This window comes from Acinetobacter sp. GG23 (genome assembly GCF_057766365.1).
This window is the reverse complement of record NZ_JBYMDJ010000002.1, coordinates 473,827-500,787: the sequence shown is the minus strand read 5'-3', so window position 1 is coordinate 500,787 and position 26,961 is coordinate 473,827. Positions and strand designations below refer to the sequence as shown.

The 26,961-nt window shown below is 41.3% G+C and carries 24 protein-coding genes, 2 tRNA genes and 3 rRNA genes; 10 read left to right on the top strand and 19 right to left on the bottom strand.

Annotated elements, in window-relative coordinates:
- Positions 1 to 7 precede the first annotated feature (7 nt).
- Genes AC3CAU_RS05570 through mnmC form a run of 4 tightly spaced genes read left to right on the top strand, consistent with a single transcriptional unit; the run spans position 8 to position 3,415 of the window.
- A complete protein-coding gene (locus AC3CAU_RS05570) occupies positions 8 to 622 on the top strand; it encodes a septation protein IspZ (protein ID WP_131216778.1) in 615 nt (204 codons plus the stop codon).
- Between the two features lie 26 nt (positions 623 to 648).
- On the top strand, positions 649 to 951 hold the full coding sequence (locus AC3CAU_RS05565) for a YciI family protein (RefSeq protein WP_131216780.1): 303 nt from the start codon (positions 649 to 651) through the stop codon (positions 949 to 951).
- Between the two features lie 4 nt (positions 952 to 955).
- Positions 956 to 1,459, top strand: a complete 504-nt coding sequence (locus AC3CAU_RS05560) for an SH3 domain-containing protein (RefSeq protein WP_424620379.1) — start codon at positions 956 to 958, stop codon at positions 1,457 to 1,459.
- Positions 1,460 to 1,498: 39 nt separating this feature from the next.
- Positions 1,499 to 3,415, top strand: coding sequence for a bifunctional tRNA (5-methylaminomethyl-2-thiouridine)(34)-methyltransferase MnmC2/FAD-dependent 5-carboxymethylaminomethyl-2-thiouridine(34) oxidoreductase MnmC1 (mnmC, locus tag AC3CAU_RS05555; protein WP_447053649.1), 1,917 nt, complete (start codon positions 1,499 to 1,501; stop codon positions 3,413 to 3,415).
- Positions 3,416 to 3,510: 95 nt separating this feature from the next.
- Here mnmC and AC3CAU_RS05550 read toward each other — a convergent pair whose 3' ends face one another.
- A complete protein-coding gene (locus AC3CAU_RS05550) occupies positions 3,511 to 3,825 on the bottom strand; it encodes a rhodanese-like domain-containing protein (RefSeq protein WP_131218514.1) in 315 nt (104 codons plus the stop codon).
- A 91-nt stretch (positions 3,826 to 3,916) separates the two neighbouring features.
- Between AC3CAU_RS05550 and AC3CAU_RS05545 the strand changes: the two genes are divergently transcribed.
- Together AC3CAU_RS05545 and AC3CAU_RS05540 are read left to right on the top strand one after the other, a co-directional pair.
- Positions 3,917 to 4,405 (top strand): YajQ family cyclic di-GMP-binding protein, encoded by a 489-nt coding sequence (locus AC3CAU_RS05545; RefSeq protein ID WP_131218512.1) that lies wholly within the window; start codon positions 3,917 to 3,919, stop codon positions 4,403 to 4,405.
- Positions 4,406 to 4,437: 32 nt separating this feature from the next.
- Positions 4,438 to 4,938 carry a DUF4442 domain-containing protein gene (locus tag AC3CAU_RS05540; protein ID WP_447053650.1) on the top strand — a complete coding sequence of 167 codons (501 nt, stop codon included), beginning with the start codon at positions 4,438 to 4,440 and terminating at the stop codon, positions 4,936 to 4,938.
- A 152-nt stretch (positions 4,939 to 5,090) separates the two neighbouring features.
- Here AC3CAU_RS05540 and AC3CAU_RS05535 read toward each other — a convergent pair whose 3' ends face one another.
- Genes AC3CAU_RS05535 through AC3CAU_RS05525 form a run of 3 tightly spaced genes read right to left on the bottom strand, consistent with a single transcriptional unit; the run spans position 5,091 to position 6,849 of the window.
- The gene (locus tag AC3CAU_RS05535) at positions 5,091 to 5,534 is read right to left on the bottom strand and encodes an acyl-CoA thioesterase (RefSeq protein ID WP_424620372.1); all 444 of its coding nucleotides are present in this window, start codon (positions 5,532 to 5,534) and stop codon (positions 5,091 to 5,093) included.
- Complete coding sequence (gene trxC / locus AC3CAU_RS05530) at positions 5,515 to 5,952, bottom strand: thioredoxin TrxC (RefSeq protein ID WP_131218506.1); 438 nt, start codon at positions 5,950 to 5,952, stop codon at positions 5,515 to 5,517. The genes AC3CAU_RS05535 and trxC overlap by 20 nt, the downstream gene beginning before the upstream one ends.
- Positions 5,953 to 6,849 carry an alpha/beta hydrolase gene (locus tag AC3CAU_RS05525; RefSeq protein ID WP_447053651.1) on the bottom strand — a complete coding sequence of 299 codons (897 nt, stop codon included), beginning with the start codon at positions 6,847 to 6,849 and terminating at the stop codon, positions 5,953 to 5,955.
- A 124-nt stretch (positions 6,850 to 6,973) separates the two neighbouring features.
- On the opposite strand from AC3CAU_RS05525, the gene AC3CAU_RS05520 reads away from it, so the two are divergent.
- Positions 6,974 to 7,309: a protein tyrosine phosphatase family protein gene (locus AC3CAU_RS05520; protein WP_424620368.1), complete on the top strand. Its 336-nt coding sequence runs from the start codon at positions 6,974 to 6,976 to the stop codon at positions 7,307 to 7,309.
- A gap of 560 nt (positions 7,310 to 7,869) precedes the next feature.
- Here the strand turns inward: AC3CAU_RS05520 and AC3CAU_RS05515 are convergent.
- Positions 7,870 to 9,864 carry an Ig-like domain-containing protein gene (locus AC3CAU_RS05515; protein ID WP_447053652.1) on the bottom strand — a complete coding sequence of 665 codons (1,995 nt, stop codon included), beginning with the start codon at positions 9,862 to 9,864 and terminating at the stop codon, positions 7,870 to 7,872.
- Between the two features lie 152 nt (positions 9,865 to 10,016).
- Between AC3CAU_RS05515 and AC3CAU_RS05510 the strand changes: the two genes are divergently transcribed.
- Positions 10,017 to 11,390 (top strand): dihydrolipoyl dehydrogenase, encoded by a 1,374-nt coding sequence (locus AC3CAU_RS05510; protein WP_447053653.1) that lies wholly within the window; start codon positions 10,017 to 10,019, stop codon positions 11,388 to 11,390.
- Positions 11,391 to 11,534: 144 nt separating this feature from the next.
- Here the strand turns inward: AC3CAU_RS05510 and rrf are convergent.
- From rrf to AC3CAU_RS05470, 8 genes are all read right to left on the bottom strand, one after another.
- Positions 11,535 to 11,649 (bottom strand): 5S ribosomal RNA (rrf, locus tag AC3CAU_RS05505).
- 180 nt (positions 11,650 to 11,829) lie between these two features.
- Positions 11,830 to 14,726 (bottom strand): 23S ribosomal RNA (locus tag AC3CAU_RS05500).
- 330 nt (positions 14,727 to 15,056) lie between these two features.
- Positions 15,057 to 15,132: transfer RNA gene (locus AC3CAU_RS05495), tRNA-Ala, on the bottom strand.
- Positions 15,133 to 15,214: 82 nt separating this feature from the next.
- A tRNA-Ile gene (locus tag AC3CAU_RS05490) sits at positions 15,215 to 15,291 on the bottom strand.
- 61 nt (positions 15,292 to 15,352) lie between these two features.
- Positions 15,353 to 16,890, bottom strand: a 16S ribosomal RNA gene (locus AC3CAU_RS05485).
- Together the 16S, 23S and 5S rRNA genes with 2 tRNA genes alongside form the textbook arrangement of a ribosomal RNA operon.
- A 441-nt stretch (positions 16,891 to 17,331) precedes the next feature.
- Positions 17,332 to 18,405, bottom strand: a complete 1,074-nt coding sequence (locus AC3CAU_RS05480; protein WP_131214302.1) for a DUF6670 family protein — start codon at positions 18,403 to 18,405, stop codon at positions 17,332 to 17,334.
- 39 nt (positions 18,406 to 18,444) lie between these two features.
- Positions 18,445 to 19,272: a CDP-diacylglycerol--serine O-phosphatidyltransferase gene (gene pssA, locus AC3CAU_RS05475; protein WP_424620223.1), complete on the bottom strand. Its 828-nt coding sequence runs from the start codon at positions 19,270 to 19,272 to the stop codon at positions 18,445 to 18,447.
- Between the two features lie 47 nt (positions 19,273 to 19,319).
- A complete protein-coding gene (locus AC3CAU_RS05470) occupies positions 19,320 to 20,177 on the bottom strand; it encodes a 23S rRNA (adenine(2030)-N(6))-methyltransferase RlmJ (protein ID WP_131214304.1) in 858 nt (285 codons plus the stop codon).
- Positions 20,178 to 20,293: 116 nt separating this feature from the next.
- On the opposite strand from AC3CAU_RS05470, the gene AC3CAU_RS05465 reads away from it, so the two are divergent.
- Both AC3CAU_RS05465 and AC3CAU_RS05460 read left to right on the top strand, forming a co-directional pair.
- Positions 20,294 to 20,896 (top strand): 2OG-Fe(II) oxygenase, encoded by a 603-nt coding sequence (locus tag AC3CAU_RS05465; protein ID WP_131214334.1) that lies wholly within the window; start codon positions 20,294 to 20,296, stop codon positions 20,894 to 20,896.
- Positions 20,897 to 20,987: 91 nt separating this feature from the next.
- Positions 20,988 to 21,515 carry a hypothetical protein gene (locus AC3CAU_RS05460; protein WP_424620221.1) on the top strand — a complete coding sequence of 176 codons (528 nt, stop codon included), beginning with the start codon at positions 20,988 to 20,990 and terminating at the stop codon, positions 21,513 to 21,515.
- A 79-nt stretch (positions 21,516 to 21,594) separates the two neighbouring features.
- On the opposite strand, the gene AC3CAU_RS05455 is transcribed toward AC3CAU_RS05460, so the two are convergent.
- From AC3CAU_RS05455 to AC3CAU_RS05430, 6 genes are all read right to left on the bottom strand, one after another.
- On the bottom strand, positions 21,595 to 21,855 hold the full coding sequence (locus tag AC3CAU_RS05455; protein WP_131214306.1) for a DUF2789 family protein: 261 nt from the start codon (positions 21,853 to 21,855) through the stop codon (positions 21,595 to 21,597).
- 118 nt (positions 21,856 to 21,973) lie between these two features.
- A complete protein-coding gene (locus AC3CAU_RS05450) occupies positions 21,974 to 22,222 on the bottom strand; it encodes a DUF2789 family protein (protein ID WP_424620219.1) in 249 nt (82 codons plus the stop codon).
- Between the two features lie 145 nt (positions 22,223 to 22,367).
- Positions 22,368 to 22,625 carry a DUF2789 family protein gene (locus tag AC3CAU_RS05445; RefSeq protein WP_131214308.1) on the bottom strand — a complete coding sequence of 86 codons (258 nt, stop codon included), beginning with the start codon at positions 22,623 to 22,625 and terminating at the stop codon, positions 22,368 to 22,370.
- 167 nt (positions 22,626 to 22,792) lie between these two features.
- The gene (locus AC3CAU_RS05440; RefSeq protein ID WP_131214309.1) at positions 22,793 to 23,779 is read right to left on the bottom strand and encodes a malate dehydrogenase; all 987 of its coding nucleotides are present in this window, start codon (positions 23,777 to 23,779) and stop codon (positions 22,793 to 22,795) included.
- Positions 23,780 to 23,948: 169 nt separating this feature from the next.
- Complete coding sequence (locus tag AC3CAU_RS05435; RefSeq protein ID WP_131214310.1) at positions 23,949 to 24,605, bottom strand: ribonuclease T2 family protein; 657 nt, start codon at positions 24,603 to 24,605, stop codon at positions 23,949 to 23,951.
- Between the two features lie 33 nt (positions 24,606 to 24,638).
- Positions 24,639 to 26,558 carry a lytic transglycosylase domain-containing protein gene (locus tag AC3CAU_RS05430; protein WP_447054341.1) on the bottom strand — a complete coding sequence of 640 codons (1,920 nt, stop codon included), beginning with the start codon at positions 26,556 to 26,558 and terminating at the stop codon, positions 24,639 to 24,641.
- Between the last annotated feature and the right edge of the window lie 403 nt (positions 26,559 to 26,961).

Sequence of the window (26,961 nt, the reverse complement as noted above, 5' to 3'; positions counted from 1 at the left end):
CTTTAACATGAAAGCACTTTTAGACTTTGTGCCACTCATTATTTTCTTTTATTTATATAAAACCGTTGACCCTAAAGATACTGAGCATCCCCTGCTTCAATTGATTGGTTCTGCAGGCGGTATAGATAACAATAATATTTTGGTTGCAACCACCGGCCTGATTATTTCCATGCTTGTGGTATATGGGGCTTTGTTTTTTATACAGAAATTTCGTTTAGACAAACAACAGTGGATTGTATTGTTCATGACGGTGATTTTTGGCGGTGTGACTTTAATGCTCAGCGATGATTTCTATATTCGTTTGAAAGCGGTTCTTTTAAATATTGTCTTCGCAGGCGCATTTTTACTTTCACCTTATTTTATGAAAGACAAGAAACCGCTGATTCAACGTTTATTTGGGCCTATCTTCAATTTAACGGAACAAGGCTGGAAAAATTTAAACTTTGCCTGGGCTGGAATGTTCATATTCATGTCCTGCTTACATATTTTCTTCGCTTTTTTATTTTTAGGTGGAAAATATTGGGGTGAATTCACTGCATTTGGTGACATGATTGTGATGTTTTCCTTTATCATTATTCAGTTTATTGTCTTGCGCAAATATTTTAAGTCGCCTGAAGAATAATTTAGGTCAACTGATCGAGAAAGAATATGCCTTTATTCGTCGTAAGCTGTACAGATAACGAAGGTACAGTAGAAAAACGTCTTGCTACACGCCCACAACATCTTGAACGTCTGCAAAAATTAAATGATGAAGGTCGCTTAATTGTGGCCGGTGCCATGCCAAAAGACCCGACCAATCCACAAGCAGGTTTTTATGGCAGTACCATTATTGTTGACTTTGAATCGCGTGAAGCGCTTGATGCATGGCTACAAGAAGAGCCTTTCTTAAAAGAAGGCGTATATAGTCATATTGATGTGAAACCTTTTAATAAAGCTTTCCCTCAAGGATAAAATCATGCGCGTTGTTGTTTCAAGCTTATTGGGTTTGTCTTTAATCTGTTCTACGGTATCGGCGGTTGAACCGGCTCCTGCTACGCCTATACCTGCTGCTCAAGCCACGACAGTAACACCGCCTCCACAGACTCTGCCCGCCAGTAGACCCGGTACTGTTCCTGGGGGTGCTACCAGCATGAATCCAAATGGGCTACCCCAAGAAGCCAAGCCTTTAACGGCGGAGCAACTTGCAAAAAATAAAGCCTTGCAGGATGCCAAAGTTAAAGCCTTGGTCAAAGATCAAGAAACACGCTTGCAACAACTGGAAAAAGCCAACTTAGAGGCGTTATCGCAAAATCAGGAGCTACAATTGAAAAATGATAGCTTGGGGGTTCAAGTTCAAGTTTTACAAAGTGAACGTAGCGCACAAATGTTTTTATATGGTGCTGCGACCATTGCGTTAGGTGTCTTGCTCGGTTTCCTGATTGCAAGTTATGTCTATACCAAACGTCGTCGTCAGTGGTAAAACATCCCTTTCTATTGTGTTTTAAAGGTTACTTAGATTTTGTCGAGTGCAATTCAAACTGCTGATCTTGATTGGCAATGTGTGGATGGAATTGATATTCCTGTCTCCAAAAAATTTGGGGACATCTATTTTTCTAGAGACAATGGGTTACTCGAAACACGACACGTCTTTTTGAATGGTAATGACCTCGCCACACGTTTGGCAAAGCTGCAGGATTTTGAATATTTTTGCGTAGGTGAAACCGGTTTTGGTACAGCTTTAAACGCTTTAGCATTATGGCAGATGTGGCAACAATTGCGCCCGAAGAACCGAAGTCATCTGCACTTGATCAGCGTGGAAAAATTCCCACTTAACAAGACCGATTTTATTCGCGCGCTCAATGTCTGGCCGGAACTGCAACCTCTGGCCGAGCAGCTGATCGAGCAATATCCACTGCCTATTGCCGGCTGTCACCGACTAAACTTTCCTGACGATCATTTTTCCATTGATCTATGGCTCGGTGATGCCAATGATGTCTTGCCGGTCATTGTTAAAACCAAAGCTGTAGATGCCTGGTTTTTAGATGGTTTTGCACCTTCTTGCAATCCTGATCTGTGGCAAGAACATGTTTTGAGCCATATTATCCGGCTTTCTAATTATGGAACGACTTTTGCCTCCTTTAGTGTTGCGGGTGTTTTAAAGCGGGGCTTAAGCGAGCATGGAATTACGACTTCTCTGCCACCAGGTTTTAAGCATAAGCGTCAAATGCTCACAGCAATCTGGAACCCTCCAGAAGCTCAAAATCAACCAGTTCTTCAGTCAACAATCGCAAAGACCGAACAACCCGAATTAATAAATTCAGCTTCAGTATTTAAAAGACGCAAAATTGCAATTATAGGCGCAGGAATAGCCGGTTTAAGCTGTGCCTTCGCCTTTGCCAAGCGCGGCCATCAAATCATCATTTACGACCAATCTGAGCCACTTGCAGGTGCCTCGGGTAATCCACTGGCCTTGCTCAACCCTAGATTAGGCCGTGTTGAGCAAAGTGCAGAGCATCTGGTCACGTTGGCATGGCAATATGCGATTCCGCATTATCAAAAATTCAAAGCTTTTCATCCGATTCAGGTCAGTCAATTGGCGCTTAAACAGGACGATGATTTACTTAAACTTGCAGAGCACTATCCAGATGGAGTATTTGCGAAAAAAGCCAATCAAAGTGATCTTGAAACTGAATTTCCGAGCCTAAAATTATTACAAGCCGGTACAATTTCGCCACCTCAATTACGCGATCAAATTTTGGCGCATCCTTCCATTCACTTTCAGCAAGCGGAAATTATTGAGTTAAAAACTACATCTAAAATTCAAGTGATCGACATCAAGCAACACTGTTTGGGAGAGTTTGATCATGTGATTATTTGTGCGGCACTGAATAGTAAAAACTTTGCAAAACAATTCCCCAAATTGAAGCCGAACCGTGGGCAAGTCAGCTGGGTAAATAATTCAAATCATCCGTTACAGCCTGAACAGGCGTATAGCTACGGTGGTTATTGCATGCAGCTGGACCAGCATCTGATTTTAGGGGCTTCATTTCACCCAGATTGTGATGATGATAAAGTTTTGGTTGAAGATCATGTGCATAATTATTCGCTGATCCATAGTGTCTTTCCGGATTATGCGCAATCTTTGCCGCCTATTGAAACTTGGCAGGGCCGCGCATCGGTACGGACACAAAGCCCGGACTATTTCCCCTTACTCGGAAAAATTCAGCCAGATGCTGAAATATATACCTTTACGGCCTTAGGCTCTAAAGGCTTTTTATTTGCCCCGCTGTGTAGTGAAGTTTTGGCTGCCCAAGTTTTAGGGGAAGCCTGCCCGCTGACTTCATATTGGGTGAATAAACTTAATCCACGACGTTTTATCAAAAAAGTAAAACCGAAAAAGCCTTACTATCAAAAACCACTTCCAAACTCGCTTTAAAAAATCAGTCCACTAAAATCTTCCTTAATAAAAAAGAGAGATTGAGCGAAATTCATTTTTTAGCCATTAAAAAAGCACCTTACGGTGCTTTTTTCTTAAGCGCCCTGTTCTAAAGGCAATCCTGCATCACGCGCGGCACGCGTGCCACCCATCAATACAACATACTCACGCGAGCCATCTAAGCTCTCTAACTTTTCAGCAGCACGTGGTGCTTTACTTCCACCACCACATAAAATGTAAATAGGCTGATCCGACTCCACCTGAGTTAAGCTGTCTGCACTCAAGTCATCTATGGGCTGATTTACAGCACCTTTTACATGACCTTCAGCAAAGGCTTTTGTATCACGAACATCCCAGATAACTGCATTTTCTGGGAACTCAAATGTTGTAATTTCTTGCTTACGGATCATTGTGCACTCCTTTGATGTAAACAACACTTGGCAAATGAAGAAAACATCCCTAGCATCTCAGATATTCTTTCCCTTTGTAAAGGTCTAAACCATGCCTTCTTTCGATATTGTCTCTGAATTAGAAATTTTTGAAGTAAATCATGCCGTTCAAAACACGCAAAAAGAAATTGCAACACGTTTTGACTTCCGTGGCCAAGATGTTTCTCTTGAATTAAGCGAAAAAAATAAAGAAATCAAAATCACGACAGAAAGTGATTTTCAATGTGAACAAGTATATAGCATGCTAGAAAATCATTTCTTTAAACGCAAAGTGGATATTCAAGCCCTTGATCCACAAAAAATGACCGCTTCAGGTAAAAATGTGATTCAAATCATTAAGCTTAAAGATGGTCTTGACTCTGACACCGCAAAAAAAATTAATAAAGCCATTAAAGAAAGTGGCATTAAGGCGCAATCTTCTATTCAAGGCGACAAGATTCGTGTAACGGATAAGAAACGCGATACTTTGCAACAAATTATGGCATTCTTAAAAGAGCAGCAATTTGGTGTGCCTTTGCAGTTTAATAACTTTAAAGACTAATACACTGATGCAATAAAAAGTCGAGGAATTTCATGACACCGACCAATCGCTTATCAAAACTGGTTAAAGCAACCTCTAAATTACCCAAAGGTATTCGCAGTACACTGTGGAGCAAAGCATTTGGTCGGATCGTACCGATGGTGGGTAGTGCCAATATTCGCTACCTCGAAGTGAGCCACTCAAAAGTGGTAGTGAAAATTGAAAACCATCGTGCAATGCAAAACCACATTGGTCAGGTGCATGCCTGCGCCATGGCATTAATTGCTGAAACAGCTACCGGTTTTGTTACAGGCATGAATGTTCCGGATTCTTGTATCGTATTAATCAAAAGTTTTAAAGTTGATTTTAAACGCCCCACCAAAGGTGCAATGATTGCAACTGCAACACTTACCGATGATCAGCAAAAAATGATGCAAAGCACTGAAAAAGGTGAAACATTGGTGACCGTAAAGGTGACTGATGAATCAGGTGAAGAACCGATTCAATGTGAAATGTTGTGGGCTTGGGTGTCAAAGTCACAATTAAATAAATAGTTTGATTTTTAATTTTGATTACTTAAAGCTAAATCGAATGATGTTTTTTCTTTTGTAAAAATAACTGAGCTTAAAATAGAGCAGACGTTGTTTTAAAAAATTCAGCACATAAAAAAGCCCAATCCATATTGGGCTTTTTTTATATTTCATTATTACGCGGGTTGTGATGCTAAATATTTTTGTTTTACATCCTCTGGAATTTGACGCTTTCCACCTTTCACATCGACGGCAACAAAGGTAAACACTCCTTCTGTCACACGGATTGGTTCACGTGAACTGTCATGACTATCCCAGACTTCAATTTGCATCTGAATAGAGGTATTACCTACTTTTAAGATTTTGGTATAACAACTAATCACATCACCGACTTTTACCGGAACCAAAAAAGTCATTTGATTAATTGAAATAGTTGCACAACGTCCTTTACTAAAACGTTCTGCATGAATTGCACCTGCCAAATCCATTTGTGAAACAATCCATCCACCAAAAACATCACCACTCCAGTTGGTATCTGCCGGCATCGCAATGGTTTGAAGAGAAAGGGTTCCTTCAGGTTTTACATGAGTATCTGACACATTAGCTCCCAGTTTTGGCATTTAATTGCTGATCTAGCCACTGTTGCAGCTCTGTAGATCGTAAAGCACCGCTTATTCTAGCAATTTCACGGGTTTTATTCATCAAAACCAAGGTGGGAATACTTCGTACATTAAAAGCCCCGCTGAGTCGAGGCGATTGTTCGGTATTAATTTTTGCAAAAACTACTTTCGGATTTTGTTTTGCCACCTGTTCAAAATGAGGTGCCATCATCTTGCAAGGACCACACCATTCAGCCCATAAGTCAATCAGTACAGGCAATTCACTATGGGTGACAAAGTTACTAAAATTATGCTCATTCAATTCAATTGGAGCCAGAGGAATAAGCGCATGTTGACACTGGCCACAGTTTGGATTTGCCTCTAGTTTATCTTCAGGCACTCGATTTCTAGCACCGCACGCAGGACATACAATAATCATTTAGCTTACTCCAATATGTTGATGTAAGAATTCTAATTGGGTAGATATCGCTTTTTCAAACCATTGATCATGATAAATATCAAAATGTTGCATATCCCATTCATGATATTGCACATAAGGTGCAATATTGGTTGCTGTTTCCCGACTTGACTCAATAGGGATCAGACTATCTCGTTTGGAAGCAATAAACAGAACAGGGATACTAATTTTACGCACATCCTGAATAGGACGATACCGAATTAAATTAAAAAAAATCCGGGCCGGAATCTCTCCACTCCAGAAATAATCCGGATTGACAATGGATAAATAGCCGTCATAACTATCGGCTGTCGGCATAAAACATAAACCCTTTCTGTCTACGACAGGCAAGGTTTTCGGGGACATGCCGACTTTTGCACCCATATAGTCCTGACTGGATATTTTTAATGCTTTTGGGAGTTGTTGTAAAGGGTAAAGCTTGGCACTTTCTGTTCCATCAACAAAGGGAATTTGAGCTATTACAGCATGCACATTTTTTAATTCCGCCGCCAAATTTAAGACATATCCCCCACTTAAAGAAGTCCCCCAGAGTACAATACGCCGCGTATCTACTGATTTTCGCTCTAAAATATGCGCAATCATGGTTCGCCAGTCTTCCAATTGAGATTGAATCGACACCAACTCACGTGGACGACCTGTGCTTCCACCCCAATAACGATAATCAAACAATACAACTGCATAACCTGCTTGAGCAAAACGTTGGGCATACTGAACCAGTTTAAAGTGACGCAAGGCTGCCAAACCATGAGCCATGATAATGACCGCAGGTTTATGTTCAGTTTTGGGACGATAAAAATCCGCAGCAATGACATCTTTTCCACTATTTACATACAGTGGTTCAACTGTATAGGAATGCATATGCGCTCCATTGCGTTATTTTATGGTTGTAATCGCTTATAAAAATTTCAACAGATTAAGCTCCTGTTTCAGCTTAATGCTATCATAAAGCATATATCTATTTAGAAAATTATGGAGTGACAAAATGAGTGAAAATGTCGGCTTTGCAGGTCAAATTACCCCGGAACAAGTAGCACAAGTTGTTGAAAAAGGTTTTAAATCAATTATCAACAACCGTCCAGATCTGGAAGGTGGTCCCGAACAACCTACAAGTGCACAAATTGAAGAAGCCGCACGTAATGCAGGTTTAGATTATGTTTTCCAGCCTGTAGTTGCGGGTCAAATTACTGAAATTGATGTCCGTACATTTGCCAATCATTTTAATGAGCTTCCAAAGCCGGTACTCATGTTCTGCCGTACCGGAAACCGCTCAAACAATTTATTCCAACTCGCAAAACAAATGGATTTGCTGGATGATTAAGCATGTTGTTGATCATGTTTTAATAAGTTTAAGTTTGACCTGGAATATATAAATTTTCGCAGAAACTATTGAGTTACCTTTTAGTTTAAATTCTTCGGTAAATGTTACAGGTCAAATGATAATTTAAAATTTTGATGCATCAAAGATTCTAAATAGATAATTGTGAATCGCTTCCATCAGTAACAAGGCAAGCGATTTCAGTCAATCAATTACGTCATATTACTGAACAAGCTCATATTAGTTTTATTTATCAATCTATTCTCAGTAATAAAGTTTCTGAAACAGACATCCTTGAATTTTCAAAATATTATAATATGCTTCTAAAACCAATTTTAATGATATATCGAAGTGGCGTACGCTCTTCCGTATTATTTAATAAAGCGAAAAAACTGGGATTACTCAATGAATAAAATAATTCTTCTTATCCTTATTTCATGTGCCTTTGCGGGATGTAGCTCTATGAATGTTCGACCTACGGTTGGGGTGAGTGTGGGAACTTCAATTTAAAGCCCCTAAATAAAAAACAGCGCCGAAGCGCTGTTTTTTTATAAATACAATTTCTATTGATAAGATACATAAATCGTTGATACTTTACCATCTGGCGAAGAAACAGAAACTTTCAACGTATCTCCTACAGCACATTCTTTTAGACGATAGCCATAATAACTTTGATTATTATTTTTGAATGTGATTGGTGTTAAAAGATTAAATACATTTGCAACAGGTGAACTCCCGCTTGCCAACTCAGCAGTACAAGATAAATCATTATTTTTTGTATTATCCTCAGGCGTAACACTTATTGTTGTACCTGTTGGCATAGGTACACTTTGAGCACTATTTCCGTACATATTAAAAGACAATAAACTTCCACTCGCATTTACATTGGTAAAAGTTGGTGTATTCTCTGCAAATGCAAATAATAATTGCTGACGAACAACCGTATCTAAATTATCATCACATGTGTCTGCGATATTTGGCTGTCTTATTGTAGATGGGGCACATGTCGCTTTATTTCCTAATACTGCACGATTATAAAGAAATTCACCAATACCATAATCTTTGTTATATTGATTATTCTCGTTATCATCACGGAAAAAGCTGCCAATATTACTAAGAAGTGTATCTACACCTTTAGTATAAAGATTATCACCATCTAAATCTGTAAAGGTTTTATCACCCTCAACATAAGCTAAAACAGTAACACGATTATCTAAAGGACGAGGTTCTTGTGTCGTTAGCATTACAGAACACACTCCTTGGACTGTTGAACAATTAGGTTCAACTTTACCGCCCTCTGAAACAAAGCTAATTACCGTCCCATCTGGAACAGGATTTCGTGTACGATCCACCATCCTCGCTGTAATAGTTGCAGCATCGCCATCAATTACATTCTGTAATGAATTTTTAGATACTGACAAGCTTAATCCATCTTGAGTTAAACGACCAATGGATACAGATACCTCTTTAGAGATAGCCGAAACATTTATGTCTGAAACTAGAGTTGCTCTTATCTCTACAGGTCCAGGTTTATCTCCTGGATAAAGATTCACAATCACTTTACCATTTGAATCACTTTTTATAGTTTTGTTATTACGATTTCCAAATGATACGAACGATAAATCTTCTGGTGCTTGCACTTTCTCAATCAACACATCTTGATCTGCTACGGGTACGCCATTTGCATACAAAGTAAATTCAATTTGACCAGATGACGCTGAGCCACTTTTTCTAATCCCTAAATTAAGTTTATTAGATGTATATACTAATGAATTAGCCTCAAGCGCCTTAATACTGACATCAAGTGCAACTTCTGGGATATTTAAACCTTTCGCCGAAATTTTTTGTGTTCCTGTGCAAAGCTTTCCATCTGTGCCAATCGCTTTATATGATGTCGTAACATTTCCTTGATTTGATGAAACAACTGTAGCAGGTTCAAATTTACCGCATGTTGCAGTGAACTCTACATTGACATTATTCTGATTAACTTTTGTATTTGCGTCTTGCGTTTTTAACGTGATATTTGTTGAGCCGCCAGACTCTAATTGAGTACTAGCTGCCGTCATATCGACTAAACTAATATTAGTTGCTTGAAGCGAGAAATTAAGTACTTTTGTTGATGCTGTAGCCCCATCAAAATCTGCAATTGCAGAAATTTGATAAGCACCATTAGTATTCATATTTTCAGGCTTAACCGAGATACTCGCTTCGCCGTTGGTATTAGTTAAAACAGCACCATTAGAACTACCTAAAACAACACCACCAGTCACTGTAAATGTAACTAATGCACCACTAATTCCTTTACCTGACTGATCTGTTACTTTTACTTTAGCTATCACACCTTCTGCTGCGATTGACTGAGTTAAGTTACCATTTCGATCAATCAATTGAACAGCACTAATATCGACAGCTTTCACAACCTCGCCAGTGCTTGGGTTAGTAGAAGAAGAATTGCCCGAACCATCATTATAATATCCTTCACTTCCACCGCCACCACAACTCGCTAACAAGACAGCCAAAGCTACTGTCGATAATTTTAATCCAACATTTTTACTCATTAAAAAATCCCCACAATCCCTATAAAAATAGTGTTTTCATTTAATTTATATTGACCGATATGTAATCATATCTGGTGGTTTATGTAAACAAAAGCATGATAAATGTTTAACTGTGTTAGCCTAAAAAATATAGAAATGAGAGTTATTTCACAATGTACGACATTATTATTCTAGGTGCGGGTACTGCAGGAATATCTGCCTATAAAGAAGCAATAAAACACACCCAAAATATTCTGATAATTAATGATGGACCTTGGGATACCACTTGTGCCCGTGTAGGATGTATGCCAAGTAAAGTCCTTATATCAACAGCCACCAGAATGCATGAAATTCAACATGCACAAGAAGTTGCTCTAAGTGTCTCAGCTAAAATTGATACGTCACAGGTGATGCAACATCTAAGAAAGCTACGCGATCACTTCACCCAGGCAACACTAGAGGAAGTTAATCGTTGGGATAATGCCCATAAAATCTCTGGAAAAGCCCATTTTATCGATTCAAAAACGGTTCAAGTTAATCAAAAACAATATCAAGCCAAAAGTTTCATTATTGCTGTGGGATCAACCCCGAATCTTAATAAAGATTGGAAAAATGAACTGGGTGATAAACTCATTACTTCCGATCAGATTTTTGAACTAAAAACATTACCAAAATCATTAGCAGTGATCGGTAGTGGGGTTATTGCGATTGAACTTGCACAAGCCATGCAGCGTTTAGGAGTTAAAACAACTGTTTTTGCCCGTAGCCGTAAAGTGGGATCTTTAACCAGTCCAAAATTACAAAAAATTGCACAAGATATTTTAGCGGAAGAATTAAATATCAAGTTTGAAATACAGCCTGAGCAAGTCCGAAAATTCCGTAACAAAGTTAAAATCAGTTATACAGAAAATGGAAATCTAAATAATTTAACTGCTGATTATGTTTTGATCGCGACAGGACGTAACAGTTATTTAAATAGTTTAAGTCTAGAAAATATCAATTCTAAATTTACCGATCTAAAAAAGCTTCCATTAGATCTGCACACTAAACAATTAGCTGATTATCCAATCTTTATTATTGGTGATGCTCATACCAATTCTCCAGTTCAGCATGAAGCTGCTCACGAAGGGCGAACTACAGTTCATAATTGCCTAAACTTTCCTAAACTTAAAAATATCAAAACTCTGACCCCACTGGGCATTGTTTTTAGTCAACCGGAAATGGCTATTGTTGGACAGAGCTTTCAGCAGCTGACGCAATCCAAAGCTGAATTTGTCACCGGCTTTGTGTCCTACAAAAACCAGGGCCGGGCCATGGTGTTGGGTAAAAACCAAGGGGCTGTCGAAGTTTATATCGAAACAGCAACCCGCAAGTTTCTGGGAAGCGAACTGTTCGTTGAGTCTGCTGAACATATGGCGCATCTATTATGCTGGATGATCTCTGAAGGGTTAAGCCTGGATGAGATCCTGGAGAAACCCTTTTACCATCCCACCCTGGAAGAAGGCTTGAGAACTGCCTTTAAACATGCCCGACGACAGCTGGAATAAAAACAGGCGTCAAAGCTTTTCCCTTGCTGGATTTTTTCCAGCCTAACTATTTGCGACAGCGGTTTTCTTTTCTGGCTCTTTCAGTGATTATTTTTGAGGCATAAAAAAAGCCCCGCTATTTAAGCGGGGCTTTTAGGAATAATGAGCTGGCGATGACTTACTCTCACATGGGTAACCCCACACTACCATCAGCGCAAAGAGGTTTCACTTCTGAGTTCGGGAAGGGATCAGGTGGTTCACTCTTGCTATTGTCGCCAGCACAACTGTTATGGATACGTTCGGGTCTTATCTTGCGGAACAGTGTTCCTCATGCCGTACTTGTGTTTCCAAATCTGTAACAGATTGGGCTGTTTGAGTTGAACATTGTCTAACTAACGCTTCACTAAATCAAGCATTTTGCTGATCAATCTTTTGAAGTATACAACTGTTTGGGTGTTGTATAGTCAAGCCTCACGAGTAATTAGTATTGGTCAGCTTCATGCATCACTGCACTTCCACATCCAACCTATCAACGTTGTAGTCTTCAACGGCTCTTTAGAGGACATAAAGTCCTTGGGAAATCTTATCTTGAGGTAGGCTTCCCGCTTAGATGCTTTCAGCGGTTATCCCTTCCAAACATAGCTACCCGGCGATGCCACTGGCGTGACAACCGGTACACCAGAGGTTTGTCCACTCTGGTCCTCTCGTACTAGGAGCAGATCCTCTCAAATTTCCAGCGCCCACGGTAGATAGGGACCGAACTGTCTCACGACGTTCTAAACCCAGCTCGCGTACCTCTTTAAATGGCGAACAGCCATACCCTTGGGACCTGCTTCAGCCCCAGGATGAGATGAGCCGACATCGAGGTGCCAAACACCGCCGTCGATATGAACTCTTGGGCGGTATCAGCCTGTTATCCCCAGAGTACCTTTTATCCGTTGAGCGATGGCCCTTCCATACAGAACCACCGGATCACTAAGACCTACTTTCGTACCTGCTCGACTTGTGGGTCTCGCAGTTAAGCGCGCTTTTGCCTTTATACTCTACGCGTGATTTCCGACCACGCTGAGCGCACCTTCGTACTCCTCCGTTACTCTTTAGGAGGAGACCGCCCCAGTCAAACTACCCACCAGACATGGTCCTCGCTCCAGATTATGGAGCAGAGTTAGAACCTCAATATTACCAGGGTGGTATTTCAAGATTGGCTCCACCAGAACTAGCGTCCTGGTTTCAAAGCCTCCCACCTATCCTACACAAGTAAGATCAAAGTTCAATGTCAAGCTGCAGTAAAGGTTCACGGGGTCTTTCCGTCTAGCCGCGGGTACACCGCATCTTCACGGCGATTTCGATTTCACTGAGTCTCTGCTGGAGACAGCGCCCCCATCATTATGCCATTCGTGCAGGTCGGAACTTACCCGACAAGGAATTTCGCTACCTTAGGACCGTTATAGTTACGGCCGCCGTTTACTGGGGCTTCGATCAAGAGCTTCGCTTACGCTAACCCCATCAATTAACCTTCCAGCACCGGGCAGGCATCACACCCTATACGTCCACTTTCGTGTTTGCAGAGTGCTATGTTTTTAATAAACAGTTGCAGGGGCCTGGTTTCTGTGGCTGTCAACCGCTCAGGAAGTAAATTCCATCACCGTCGACAGCGTACCTTCTCCCGAAGTTACGGTACCATTTTGCCTAGTTCCTTCAGCAGAGTTCTCTCAAGCGCTTTGGTCTACTCGACCTGACCACCTGTGTCGGTTTCGGGTACGATTCCTGTGTAACTGAAGCTTAGAGACTTTTCCTGGAAGTATGGTATCAGCCACTTCGCTGTACAAGTACAGCTTGCTATCAGTTCTCAGCATAGAGCACCCCGGATTTGCCTAAGATGCATGCCTACTACCTTTCACCTGGACAACCAACGCCAGGCTGACTTAACCTTCTCCGTCCTCTCATCGCATTACACAGAAGTATTGGAATATTAACCAATTTCCCATCGACTACGCCTCTCGGCCTCGCCTTAGGGGTCGACTCACCCAGCCCCGATTAACGTTGGACTGGAACCCTTGGTCTTTCAGCGTGCGAGTTTTTCACTCGCATTGTCGTTACTCACGTCAGCATTCGCACTTCTGATACCTCCAGCAGACTTCTCAATCCACCTTCATCGGCTTACAGAACGCTCCCCTACCACTTACACTTACGTGTAAATCCGCAGCTTCGGCATATAGTTTTAGCCCCGTTACATCTTCCGCGCAGGCCGACTCGACTAGTGAGCTATTACGCTTTCTTTAAAGGGTGGCTGCTTCTAAGCCAACCTCCTAGCTGTCTATGCCTTCCCACATCGTTTCCCACTTAACTATAATTTTGGGGCCTTAGCTGGCGGTCTGGATTGTTTTCCTCTTGACTACGGACGTTAGCACCCGCAGTCTGTCTCCCGGATAGTACTCATTGGTATTCGGAGTTTGCATCGGTTTGGTAAGTCGGGATGACCCCCTAGCCGAAACAGTGCTCTACCCCCAATGGTATTCGTCCGAGGCGCTACCTAAATAGCTTTCGGGGAGAACCAGCTATCACCGAGTTTGATTAGCCTTTCACCCCTATCCACAAGTCATCCCCTGGCTTTTCAACGACAGTGGGTTCGGTCCTCCAGTTAGTGTTACCCAACCTTCAACCTGCTCATGGATAGATCACCCGGTTTCGGGTCTACACCCAGCAACTGAACGCCCTATTAAGACTCGATTTCTCTACGGCTCCCCTATACGGTTAACCTTGCTACTGAATGTAAGTCGCTGACCCATTATACAAAAGGTACGCAGTCACCGGACACAATGCCGGCTCCCACTGCTTGTATGCATGCGGTTTCAGGATCTATTTCACTCCCCTCACAGGGGTTCTTTTCGCCTTTCCCTCACGGTACTGGTTCACTATCGGTCAGTCAGGAGTATTTAGCCTTGGAGGATGGTCCCCCCATATTCAGACAAGGTTTCACGTGCCCCGCCCTACTCGACATCATCATATAAGCCCTTTCGTGTACAGGACTATCACCCACTACGGTTGCACTTCCCAGAGCATTCCACTAGAACTTATATGACTTAATGGGCTTTTCCCCGTTCGCTCGCCGCTACTAAGGGAATCTCAATTGATTTCTTTTCCTAAGGGTACTGAGATGTTTCACTTCCCCTCGTTCGCCTTGCATGACTATGTATTCATCATGCAATACCTAGCTTATGCTAAGTGGGTTTCCCCATTCAGAAATCTCCGGATCACAGGATATTTGCCGCCTCCCCGGAGCTTATCGCAGGCTATTACGTCTTTCATCGCCTCTGACTGCCAAGGCATCCACCACATGCACTTAATTACTTGACTATACAACCCCAAACAGTCGCTTGATCCTACAAGGAGATCAATCAACATACAGTTTGAAGTACTGTGAATTTAATCACTGCACAGCTTCTATTAGATTCATATACCAAAACGCTTGATTCAGTTAATCGCTAGTTCTCATTTCATTCAACTTTCACAATTGCTTGTTAGGTTGTTTGAAACGAGTTAAACAATTTATTTCAACTCAAATTTGCCAATCTGTTAATGAATAAACTTGCCTTCGTCAGGTCAGGTTTAATACCGTGATACTTAAATCACAGAAATTAATAAAATCTAAATCTTAAATTCAGTTTTCACTAAGTTCTGTAATTATGGTGGAGACTAACGGAGTCGAACCGTTGACCTCCTGCGTGCAAAGCAGGCGCTCTACCAACTAAGCTAAGTCCCCAGCTTATCATTAGATCGATGTATCTCTTCGTTTGTAACTTCATCTCCAGATTTTCATCTTTCAACTCTTCAGTTAGTAGACTTGGTGGGTCTGACAAGACTTGAACTTGTGACCCCACGCTTATCAAGCGTGTGCTCTAACCAACTGAGCTACAGACCCATCGATACATCTTTATGAAGAACAACTTGTTGTGGATTCTTACCGATCGTCAATCTTTCGTTAAGGAGGTGATCCAGCCGCAGGTTCCCCTACGGCTACCTTGTTACGACTTCACCCCAGTCATCGGCCACACCGTGGTAAGCGTCCTCCTTGCGGTTAGACTACCTACTTCTGGTGCAACAAACTCCCATGGTGTGACGGGCGGTGTGTACAAGGCCCGGGAACGTATTCACCGCGGCATTCTGATCCGCGATTACTAGCGATTCCGACTTCATGGAGTCGAGTTGCAGACTCCAATCCGGACTACGATCGGCTTTTTGAGATTAGCATCCTCTCGCGAGGTAGCAACCCTTTGTACCGACCATTGTAGCACGTGTGTAGCCCTGGTCGTAAGGGCCATGATGACTTGACGTCGTCCCCGCCTTCCTCCAGTTTGTCACTGGCAGTATCCTTAAAGTTCCCGGCTTAACCCGCTGGCAAATAAGGAAAAGGGTTGCGCTCGTTGCGGGACTTAACCCAACATCTCACGACACGAGCTGACGACAGCCATGCAGCACCTGTATGTAAGTTCCCGAAGGCACCAATCCATCTCTGGAAAGTTCTTACTATGTCAAGACCAGGTAAGGTTCTTCGCGTTGCATCGAATTAAACCACATGCTCCACCGCTTGTGCGGGCCCCCGTCAATTCATTTGAGTTTTAGTCTTGCGACCGTACTCCCCAGGCGGTCTACTTATCGCGTTAGCTGCGCCACTAAAGTCTCAAAGACCCCAACGGCTAGTAGACATCGTTTACGGCATGGACTACCAGGGTATCTAATCCTGTTTGCTCCCCATGCTTTCGTACCTCAGTGTCAGTATTAGGCCAGATGGCTGCCTTCGCCATCGGTATTCCTCCAGATCTCTACGCATTTCACCGCTACACCTGGAATTCTACCATCCTCTCCCATACTCTAGCCAACCAGTATCGAATGCAATTCCCAAGTTAAGCTCGGGGATTTCACATTTGACTTAATTGGCCACCTACGCACGCTTTACGCCCAGTAAATCCGATTAACGCTTGCACCCTCTGTATTACCGCGGCTGCTGGCACAGAGTTAGCCGGTGCTTATTCTGCGAGTAACGTCCACTATCCCAGAGTATTAATCTAGGTAGCCTCCTCCTCGCTTAAAGTGCTTTACAACCAAAAGGCCTTCTTCACACACGCGGCATGGCTGGATCAGGGTTCCCCCCATTGTCCAATATTCCCCACTGCTGCCTCCCGTAGGAGTCTGGGCCGTGTCTCAGTCCCAGTGTGGCGGATCATCCTCTCAGACCCGCTACAGATCGTCGCCTTGGTAGGCCTTTACCCCACCAACTAGCTAATCCGACTTAGGCTCATCTATTAGCGCAAGGTCCGAAGATCCCCTGCTTTCCCCCGTAGGGCGTATGCGGTATTAGCATTCCTTTCGAAATGTTGTCCCCCACTAATAGGCAGATTCCTAAGCATTACTCACCCGTCCGCCGCTAGGTAATGTAGCAAGCTACATTTCCCCGCTCGACTTGCATGTGTTAAGCCTGCCGCCAGCGTTCAATCTGAGCCATGATCAAACTCTTCAGTTTAATATTGCTTAGTGCCTTAAAGGGCACCAATCTTGGCTCATCAATTTTCTGACAAATATTTCTCAAATAAACTTCGAGTAATTCTTACCATCAATCAATGAAAATAATTTCGATCAATCAACCGGTAAAAATCCACACAAGTTGTTCTTCATAATCTCTTAATGAGTGTCTTGCAACTTCATCAGCAGCAAGCTAGGTCGGCTATATTACTCTCTATCTAAAGAAAGTCAACAGGTTTTATTGATTAATTTTCAACTTCTTCAAGACTTCCAGATTTAAACCCTTTAGGCTAAATCCTTGTTTCTCAACAAGTTTTAATCAACATCACCGCCGATGGATGTGCATTCTACAGTATTTCGGAGGGGTTGCAACCCCCTTTTTCAAATAATTCAGCAAAAACCTAATGACCGCTTATTTATTCTGCAAAATGACGGGGTTTTCTTATTTTTTGCACGCAAAAGGTACGGTATTGACTAATTCATCACGCATTTTTTCTTCTTTATCTTTTTCCTGCCAGTTCAATGAACGACAATCCGTATATTCGCAGTAACCACTTTCACCCATTTCTTCCTGATGATTAATTTTAATTTGATATTTAAAGCTACCTACATAACCGGCACCCAAACCAAATTTAAAATCTCCGCGACTTTGTGCTTGAATTGAAATACAGGTGCCATCTTTACCAATATAAGCCCATTCAAACTCACGCGGCAAATACATGTATTGTCCATTCGGCGTTTTCACCTTCGGATAAACACGATGGACTTTGAAACGGACATTATCATCAAACATTTGTGCTATTCCGGTCTGGGCGTCCCGTAAATACAAACGAGATTGCACAATGCGATTAAAAGGATCACGAATTTGTGCTAACAGAAGCTGACGATTGTTTTCCAGATTAATAATCTGATAAGTAAAAAATGCGAGTGGTAAATAGGAAAAGTTTATGGAGCGTGCATATTCAAAACAGCCCATTTGCTGAATTTCAAACTTCTGCGCTTTATAAGTAATTTGACCTTCACACTGACATACTATTGACCAGTGATCTGCCAATCCCATACGCAACTTGGTAAAATAAGAAATGAGATTGCTAGTGGTTATAGATAAATCAAAACTTAGTTCTTTATCTTCGCGCTGAATACGAAAATGCGGAAAACTTCCAGAAAGCATTTCCCGATCTGCAAACCTGAAATATTCTTTTTTGAACTGACATTCTTTTTCAACAGAATAGGAATTTAACTGTCCCATCATATGTGGACTAACACTGGCAATAATGGTTGCTGTGTCTAAAGCAGTGGAATGAATTGCACTTTCGTTGCGAAGCATAGGAACATTGGGCTGACCAATCACACTTAAAAAGTTTAAGTAATGTAAGGGCGCTGGCAAATTCGGAATCATCAAGCCTTGATGAATAATTTTATATCGCCCTTTTTGCGCATGATAAGCCAACTGCGCCTGAGAGGGAGCCTGATTGAGTTGTTTAGACTGGTCAAATAAATCTTGAAACAACTGCATATCGTGCTCCTTTTTATTTTAGGTATAGATGTCTCATTTTTATATAGGGTTATTTTTTCTAGCCATAAATGTCGTTACGAAACCAGAAAGTGCGTAGATAATAGAAATCACCAAGATTCCTACTGGGATATTATAAGTAATCGCGGCAAAGATAAATACAGCGATTGGCAGCACCGCAAAAGGAACACGTTTACGATCCAATGTTTTAAATGAATAATATTTAATATTCGAGATCATCAACAAACCCACTGCTACTATAAGCACAGCATTGATAATTTGAATACCAACTTCCCGTAAATCAAAAATTGCAGGGAAATCACGCCCTACCCAGACCATAGTAATAATCAAAATGGCTGCCAACGGACTTGCCACACCAATAAAGTAGCGTTTATCAACTACGCCAATTTGCACATTAAAACGCGCTAACCGGAATGCCGCACATGCCGTATAGACAAAACAGCATGCCAGGCCAATACGACCCAAATCATGCAAACTCCAGCTATACATTAAAATAGCTGGTGCTACACCAAACGCTAACAAGTCGGATAAAGAGTCATACTGTTCACCAAAAGCACTTTGTGCGCCAATCGCTCGAGCGACTCGACCATCTAAACCATCTAACAACGCTGCAAGAAAAATAGCGTAAATCGCTTGGGTGAAATCACCATTCATGCTGGCAATAATAGAGTAAAACCCCGACAGCAATGCTGCTGTCGTGATCAGATTCGGCCACAGATAGATTCCACGACGTTTTACCTTTTGTCCCTCATGGGTTTGTTCTTCTTCTTCCACTTCAAAAGTGATGCCATCAAAAGTATGTTCATCACGTGTAGAAGATTCACTTTCAGGTTTATTTATACTTGTCATTCTTATCGATCCTAACTGTAACCGTATCTCTTTTTTAAACGTCTGTATTATTCGCCAACCAACCAACGTACAGCAGCATGCCCACCATTTTCACTCATACGCAAATGCGGGAACAGCCATTGCAATGCCTCATCTGCATCCTCAGAAAACTTCCAAGGTGGATTAATCACCAGTAAACCACAACCATTCAAACCTACCGGGGTGTCATCTGGCCATACACAAATTTCACACACCAATTGACGGCGGATACCGGTTTTCATCATTTTCTTTTCGAAACGATCAATCATGGCGCGATCTTTAATTGGATACCAAACTGCAAAACACCCTGTAGGCCATTTTTTATGTGCAGTTGCCAACAATTCTACTAACTGAGGGAAATCTTTACGTTCTAATTCGTAAGGAGGATCAATCATCACCAAACCACGTTTTTCTTTCGGTGGAATAACTCCCAACAAGCCTTCATAAGCATCACGTTCATGCAAACCTGCACGGCGGTCACGAATATTGAAATACAATTCTTGAAAAACTTCTTTCTGCATTTCAAAGATCGTTGCTTTATCAATATCGCGCATACCTTCCAGTGCGAACCAAGGCGAGCCTGGATAAGCACCCTTACCTGAACCGGCACGCATATTTTCAACCACTTTAAGATATTGCTTCACGCCTTCAGGAGCATTGCGAATAATTGAATCATCAAGCTTTACTAAACGATGAATACCGTTTAAAAATTCACCTGATTTTTGTGCAGCAGATGTAGATAAATCATATTTACCTGCACCACCATGCGTATCTATATAGCGATACGGTTTATCTTTGGCATTTAAACGTGTTAAAAGTTGGAGCAATAACACATGCTTCATAACATCGGCAAAGTTGCCTGCATGGAAATGGTGACGGTAATTCATGTTTCTTTAATTCCTGTAATCAACGGATATTTTAGCATGAAAAAATGTTTCATTCCGAAGGATATCTTGCTCTAGAATACGCCACCTTTTTTCAGATTGTATTTGAGTATATGTATATGGATGCAATTCAGCTCCCAAAGTCATGGAATGTTGATCAAATTATTGAAGATTTAGATCAACATGGTTTTACGCTCATAGACGATGCCTACCCTCAAAATTATGTACAGGCTTTAGCTGAAGAATGCACATTTAATTTAAACCGTTTTCGTGATGCAGCCATTCAAAATGGCGTAGTCAGTAATATCCGTAGTGACCATATTCTGTGGATTAGCGAAGAACTAGAAACTGCACAACATCACATTGAAACCCTTAAAAACATCTCTCAACTCTTAAATTTCAATTTTTATTTAGGCATCCAAGAAGTTGAAGCTCATTTTGCCTGTTATAACGCGGGAGAATATTACGCTTTGCATCGTGACAATCCTCAGGAGAAAAATGGTCGTATTATTTCTACAGTCTATTATTTACATGAAGACTGGCAAGATGGCTGGGGTGGAGAGCTCCACTTACAGGATAAAAGTGGACAATGGCATACTATTCAACCCAAACCGAATCGTATTGCAATGTTTCAAAGCGATTTATTGCATGAAGTAATTCAATCCAAGCACCAACGCTTATCAATCACCGCATGGTTACGTAGTGCTAATGTCTTGTTCTAATTGTTTATTATAAAATCAGGATACTGTATTCACCTTTAAATTCCTGATTTTGCCCCTATATACTGATTATTCATCAATGAGGTATTGGCTAATGTTTGAAAATACAAAAAAAATTATCGAGCGTATCGGTGAGACGGATCAATTGTATTTGGAAAACAATACGCCTGAGCTTGCCTTAGAACGTGCTGATTTACGTTTACAACTGGTGGTTATAAGCAATTCACGTCAAGAACAGATTCATTTTCTGCAAGAAGCCGTGGTTCTTTTAGAGCAGGCACGAATTGAATATGAAGAAATGCCAATGCGTTTGTATTTGAATCTGTCTTTACATCTGGCTAAAGCCTATATGCTGTATTTCGAAATTACCAAGGAACAGCGTTTTGCTTTAATTACCGAGCAGATTTTAAAACCGCTATCACAACATGGACACAGTGATATCTATTTTTTCCTTGCTTATGCCTCAGTTTCTAAAAATCAGACTGCATTGACTCGACATTGGTTAACTAAATACAGTAAATCTGTGGACTTTGATTTAGAACTGCTACAAAAACATCCTTCATTTAGGGTGCTACGCGAAGAAATCTGGTTTGTAGAACTCTTACAAAGTAAATTGCACTAATTTTAAAAAATAAAAGACTCTCCAAAATGGAGAGTCTTTTCTATATATGAGCATACTTCTTAAAAAATATATTCCAACTTTAAGCCATTTGTAATTTGTTGGCATTCATATGCAATTGCTGATTAAGCTCGTCAATCCACATCACCCATTCATCAGCATCTTCAACCAGATAACGGATCAGAAATTCACGCTGAGACTTATTCCAGAAAGAGGCATCATGTAAATTTTGGTTTGAAGGTAATTGATGCGTACGTATAAAAAGCTCAATGGCTGCAGGGCTATTGGCCAATCCCAACTGCGAAAACAATAATTCTAAGGATGGTTTATTACTCATCATCATTAAAAACTCCTTATTCGTTAAATTGTCATTTATTATTCAATTAACTTATAAGAAATATTCGAACAATAATAGGCCTCACTCTAATTATGTTGTTTCAATTTGTGATTAAAAAATCATCTTATTTACGAGGCTGAGAATCACTATGCAATTGTTCGTTTAAGATATCTACCACGATTGCCCAGTCATCATCTTTTTTCCAATGACTGATAATGAAATCATGCTGTGCCGACGTCCAGAATGGAGCGTGATGCAAAGGAATATCCATAGTCAATTGATGAGTTTCTATAAACTGATCAATGGCTTCCGGGCTTGCGTCGAGACCCAATTGGCTAAACAAGAGTTCGAGTGTGGGTTGCTGATCAAACATGCTGTTCTCCTCGGTAACTTGTATGATTATCTCACTATCAAGTTATAAGAGTTGCGGCACAAAGCCCAGCTTTCACTTAGTGCTTGTTGTATATTTTTGTAGCAAAAAATCAGCCCCCTGTTGAGGGGCCTAATCCATTTAAAATTTATTGTGGAGAAAGCTTGTCACTTTCCATATGCAAGAGCTGATTAAGTTCATCAATAATGACAATCCATTCATCATCTTGGTGCCAATGCTCACGTAAAAAAGCACTTTGACCCTCGCTCCAGAAGCTTGCATCTGGCAAAATCACTTCAGAAGGTAACTGATGGTTTTTAACAAACTGTTCAATCGCAGCTTTATCTGCAGACAAACCCAATTGTTCAAATAATAATTCTAATGTCGGTTGTTGCGTGAGTATCATGCGATTATCTCCTGCTGTTATGAAATGATCTTTATAACTTAACAAATGTAGGAAAAATTAGAATTACGGAGGTATGTCTTCTTGTTACCTTTTGTTATGAAGTATTTGTATTTTATAAAAAAAGCACTCCAGTGGAGTGCTTTTTAACTTAATCTTTGAAGATTAAATTATTTAAGCATGTCAGCAATTGCTGCGCGCTCTTCTTCAAGCTCGTTCAACGTAACGTTAATACGTTCACGGCTGAATTCGTCGATTTCAAGACCTTGAACGATTTTGTATTCACCGTTTTCAGTGGTTACAGGGAAACCGAACATTACGCCCTCAGGAATACCATAAGAACCGTCTGAAGGGATACCCATAGTTACCCATTCGCCGTTAGTGCCAAGAGCCCAATCGCGCATATGGTCAATTGCAGCATTTGCAGCAGAAGCAGCAGAAGACAAGCCACGTGCTTCGATGATCGCAGCACCACGTTTACCAACAGTCGGAAGAAATGTGTTTGCATTCCATTCTTGGTCGTTGATCATGTCTTTAACGCTTTCACCGTTGATGGTTGCAAAACGGTAGTCAGCATACATGGTTGGAGAGTGGTTACCCCAAACTGTAAGGTTTTTAATATCTTTAACCGCTTTGCCAGTTTTAGCAGCAATTTGAGATGCTGCACGGTTGTGGTCAAGACGTAACATTGCAGTGAAGTTTTTCGCTGGAAGATCTGGAGCAGAGTTCATTGCGATGTAAGCATTCGTGTTTGCAGGGTTACCTACAACAAGTACTTTAACGTCACGGCTAGCAACTTCGTTGAGTGCTTGACCTTGACCGATGAAGATTTCACCGTTCACTTTCAACAAGTCAGCACGTTCCATACCAGGACCACGTGGACGTGAACCAACCAATAACGCATAGTCAGCATCTTTAAATGCAACTTTAGGGTCATCAGTACCGATCATGTCTTCTAAAAGAGGGAATGCGCAGTCTTGAAGTTCCATCATCACGCCTTTAAGTGCTTGTTGAGCTTTCTCAAAAGGAACTTCTAACAATTGTAAAATAACCGGTTGATCTTTACCTAGCATCTCGCCGCTTGCGATACGGAATAGTAAGCTATAACCAATTTGACCTGCAGCACCAGTAACGGCAACACGAACGGCTTGCTTCATCTAATTATCTCCAATTGAGGATAGTCAATGCGATTAAATAGTTAGTCCATTTAATCTAATAATCATAAACGCCAAAGATTGTACTCCAATCATTGGCCTGATGCATGCAAAAGAGATAGAACTTCAACAAAAGTCTGATAGGAAATACAAATAAAATGTGACAAAAAACTTAGTAAGAACCTTTTATAGTAAAGGAGTTTGGACAGTTAGTTTCAACTGTTGTTGAACACTGTTTGTACTGTCCATTCGGTTTATAACAAAGTTTGACCTCTGTAAGAGTAGGTGTTCCATTCAGCGCTGCACAATTAAATCTAATTGCACTTACCGGTAAAGTCGGATTTAAACGCAAGAACTGTAAGCGGAGATTACTCATATGCATGCTCCGATTCTCAGGACTGGTGAGTTCCGAAGGTATTTTCAAGCGTTCTGCATAATTAATGATGGTACGAAAATATTGACTTGCATTCATTGGCACACAACCGCCAATCGCTTGCCAAAGTTGGACGCGGGCATTTTCATCCGGCATGACCCGTGCCACCACTTTCGCTTGCAAAGGTGATAAAGCTGCTGAAGCTGCCGTTTTGCACTCTGTTTCTGAGGTTTCGGGCAATAAACCTGAAATATTCAGCGCATAGCCTTCTAAACATTTTCGTTTTTTTGATTTTTGAGTATCTAACATACACACGGCAGGTGTCATTTGCACCACCATTACATACCCTTGCACTGGCGCTGCAAAAATTTGAGATGAATAGAGCCCCAGTCCTGCACCACTCATTACGAATAGTGTCAATCTTGCTAAAACTGGTGTGTAGTCAAAAACTATCATTAATAAGTTAGACCCCATCAACAAAATTAAAATTTAAGGATTTATTCTCAATGGAATGATATTCATTCTTTTTTCAATTGATTGTGCGCCTTGTCCAAGCAATACCCCATAATGAGTTGCATTGGTCATGACATGTTTTACATAGTCACGAGTCTCAGTCAATGGAATGCTTTCAGTGTATTGGTCCGCAGCAATAGGCTGAGAATCGGGTTGCCAACGACGCGCGCGGTTTGGACCGGCGTTATAACCTGCTGTGGCTAAAACTGGACTATTGCTCAATTGGCTCTGAATCATGGACAAGTAAAAAGTGCCATAACGAATATTGGTATTCATATCCGTCAAGGCAGCCGGATTATAGGTTTCACCCATCTGCCGTGCCACCAGTTTTGCGGTATCTGGCATAATCTGCATCAGACCGCCTGCGCCCACATGTGAACGTGCACTGGTATTAAAACGGCTTTCCTGACGCATCAACCCATATGCCCATGCAGGATCAATACCTGCATTACGACTATGACTCACTACATAATTCTGATGTGGCATGGCATAACGATAAGAATAATTGTGTTTATTTTCAGTCCGATCTGCTGCATAAATTGCCCGGTCATACCAGCCCATATCGGTTGCGCGTTTCGCTGCAGCAAGCAATAAACCATCATCATGTTTTAAATAGGCTTGACGAACCGCCCAGTTCCACTCGCGGTTAATGTAATTTTCAGGTGCATTGACACGGCGTAACGCAAAAGCACGACTAAAATGAATGTCTTGGCTTAAACGTTGCACATCACTATTGGAAGGTTGAACATTATTCGGAATATTATTATAACGCTGACCCAGCTTGTCTTTGGCCAATAAGTTATGATAATCATCACCTTGCGCTAATTTTTTAAAGATTTCCTGTGCAGTACGTTTAGAACCGGCATCTCCACGCTGTTCTGATGCGCGTGCCAGCCAGTATTGCCAGCGATCTTCCTGTTTTTGCGTCACGCTCATGGCATCAATGGCACGAATCAAACTTTCCCAGCTACTGAAACGAATCGCTTGACGCGCATAAATTTCTGCTTCTTCTGAACTGAACGGCAGTCCATAACTGGCATCCAGATAATTCAGCACTTCATGGTTAAAGTTATTTTTCATCACCGTGGTACCGCCAATATAACCCACAGCCCGGTATAACGCTTTTTGCACTTGGACTGGTGTGCCTTGGGCCGCCTTCTGTACTGAAGCTATTGCAGTATTTAGGTCACTATCTGCTAAACGTCCCATCGCATAAATCAAATAGGCATGCTCAGCTGTAGATGATTTTGGTGCAGACCACAAATAATTTAAGGGATTGGCTTGAATTTGATTAAGTTGCGCTAGCGCTAAACTCACACCCAAGGTCTGTGCTGTAGCCAAAGCCTGACCCGATTGACCGGCACGCAGCTGTCCCCATAGACGTTGCTGTCGATCTTCTGCTGTCATAAGTGGGCTGGAAAGCATCATGCGTCCCAAACCAGTACAGGATTCAGGTTGGGTATTGGTGGTCAGCCAGACATCTTTATATTCAGCAAAGACCAGCGGATCACCTGATTTGGCGCGAACTTGGGCCACGGCACAACTTTCAGCCTGATCGGGATTGGTGACATACTGCAAAACCGGTTGCGCTGGTGCGAAATCGGCTTGTTTTACTTTTTCTTCGACATAATCTGCTGCCAGTTTTTCGGCCATGGCGGATTGCGGATAACGCTGGGCGAAGTTCACAATATTACTGGAAGGTTGTGCAGATAAATTGGTATTTAGAGACCAATATTCAGGATAATAGCCAAGCACATCATTTTGCATTGAGGCTTGATATTGTTGTAATAATCCCACATTTCCAGCATTCGCCGCTTGTAAAGCCGCATTAAAGTTCTCATCTGCGGCATGGGAAATAGAAACGAAACCGGTTGATGCCAAACCTAAAGCAAGCATTTTATAATATTTTTTAATGATTACCTGATTGCACATATGCTTGCCTTCCGTCATTTCATGTTGCCTTGGTCGCATCTCATCATTTTTTAATAGTTTAAATATTATTAAACTACTCTACTGTTCTGTTGTGTAACCTTATGATTAGGCAATATTAATTTTCAATCATTTTTACTACACAAATCAATCTCGTTGTCGGTTTATTTATCTGTATAAGTTTAGCTTCAATTCCTGCTAAAATATGCGCCTTTCTTGTATTCAAATTACGATCTTAAAAGATTAAGCCAGCTTTTTCTTCTTCAACAAGTTTCAATTAAGAATTGAAATGAAAAAAGAAAATTTGCTAGCCCTATCCTCAAATAGGGAAAATCTTAAATTGTGATTTGTTCGATTTATCCTTTAGGAG

What these genes read in the sequence shown, in the direction of transcription:
- AC3CAU_RS05455 (WP_131214306.1), bottom strand. Translation starts at nt 21,855, where the DNA reads ATGATGATGAGTAATAAACCATCCTTAGAATTATTGTTTTCGCAGTTG.
- AC3CAU_RS05435 (WP_131214310.1), bottom strand. Translation starts at nt 24,605, where the DNA reads ATGATAGTTTTTGACTACACACCAGTTTTAGCAAGATTGACACTATTC.
- AC3CAU_RS05525 (WP_447053651.1), bottom strand. Translation starts at nt 6,849, where the DNA reads ATGCATTCCTATACAGTTGAACCACTGTATGTAAATAGTGGAAAAGAT.
- AC3CAU_RS05445 (WP_131214308.1), bottom strand. Translation starts at nt 22,625, where the DNA reads ATGATACTCACGCAACAACCGACATTAGAATTATTATTTGAACAATTG.
- pssA (WP_424620223.1), bottom strand. Translation starts at nt 19,272, where the DNA reads ATGACAAGTATAAATAAACCTGAAAGTGAATCTTCTACACGTGATGAA.
- AC3CAU_RS05460 (WP_424620221.1), top strand. Translation starts at nt 20,988, where the DNA reads ATGTTTGAAAATACAAAAAAAATTATCGAGCGTATCGGTGAGACGGAT.
- AC3CAU_RS05560 (WP_424620379.1), top strand. Translation starts at nt 956, where the DNA reads ATGCGCGTTGTTGTTTCAAGCTTATTGGGTTTGTCTTTAATCTGTTCT.
- AC3CAU_RS05430 (WP_447054341.1), bottom strand. Translation starts at nt 26,558, where the DNA reads ATGCTTGCTTTAGGTTTGGCATCAACCGGTTTCGTTTCTATTTCCCAT.
- AC3CAU_RS05570 (WP_131216778.1), top strand. Translation starts at nt 8, where the DNA reads ATGAAAGCACTTTTAGACTTTGTGCCACTCATTATTTTCTTTTATTTA.
- AC3CAU_RS05440 (WP_131214309.1), bottom strand. Translation starts at nt 23,779, where the DNA reads ATGAAGCAAGCCGTTCGTGTTGCCGTTACTGGTGCTGCAGGTCAAATT.
- AC3CAU_RS05540 (WP_447053650.1), top strand. Translation starts at nt 4,438, where the DNA reads ATGACACCGACCAATCGCTTATCAAAACTGGTTAAAGCAACCTCTAAA.
- AC3CAU_RS05520 (WP_424620368.1), top strand. Translation starts at nt 6,974, where the DNA reads ATGAGTGAAAATGTCGGCTTTGCAGGTCAAATTACCCCGGAACAAGTA.
- AC3CAU_RS05470 (WP_131214304.1), bottom strand. Translation starts at nt 20,177, where the DNA reads ATGAATTACCGTCACCATTTCCATGCAGGCAACTTTGCCGATGTTATG.
- AC3CAU_RS05465 (WP_131214334.1), top strand. Translation starts at nt 20,294, where the DNA reads ATGGATGCAATTCAGCTCCCAAAGTCATGGAATGTTGATCAAATTATT.
- AC3CAU_RS05545 (WP_131218512.1), top strand. Translation starts at nt 3,917, where the DNA reads ATGCCTTCTTTCGATATTGTCTCTGAATTAGAAATTTTTGAAGTAAAT.
- AC3CAU_RS05535 (WP_424620372.1), bottom strand. Translation starts at nt 5,534, where the DNA reads ATGCCAAAACTGGGAGCTAATGTGTCAGATACTCATGTAAAACCTGAA.
- AC3CAU_RS05480 (WP_131214302.1), bottom strand. Translation starts at nt 18,405, where the DNA reads ATGCAGTTGTTTCAAGATTTATTTGACCAGTCTAAACAACTCAATCAG.
- AC3CAU_RS05550 (WP_131218514.1), bottom strand. Translation starts at nt 3,825, where the DNA reads ATGATCCGTAAGCAAGAAATTACAACATTTGAGTTCCCAGAAAATGCA.
- AC3CAU_RS05510 (WP_447053653.1), top strand. Translation starts at nt 10,017, where the DNA reads ATGTACGACATTATTATTCTAGGTGCGGGTACTGCAGGAATATCTGCC.
- AC3CAU_RS05450 (WP_424620219.1), bottom strand. Translation starts at nt 22,222, where the DNA reads ATGTTTGATCAGCAACCCACACTCGAACTCTTGTTTAGCCAATTGGGT.
- trxC (WP_131218506.1), bottom strand. Translation starts at nt 5,952, where the DNA reads ATGATTATTGTATGTCCTGCGTGCGGTGCTAGAAATCGAGTGCCTGAA.
- AC3CAU_RS05515 (WP_447053652.1), bottom strand. Translation starts at nt 9,864, where the DNA reads ATGAGTAAAAATGTTGGATTAAAATTATCGACAGTAGCTTTGGCTGTC.
- AC3CAU_RS05565 (WP_131216780.1), top strand. Translation starts at nt 649, where the DNA reads ATGCCTTTATTCGTCGTAAGCTGTACAGATAACGAAGGTACAGTAGAA.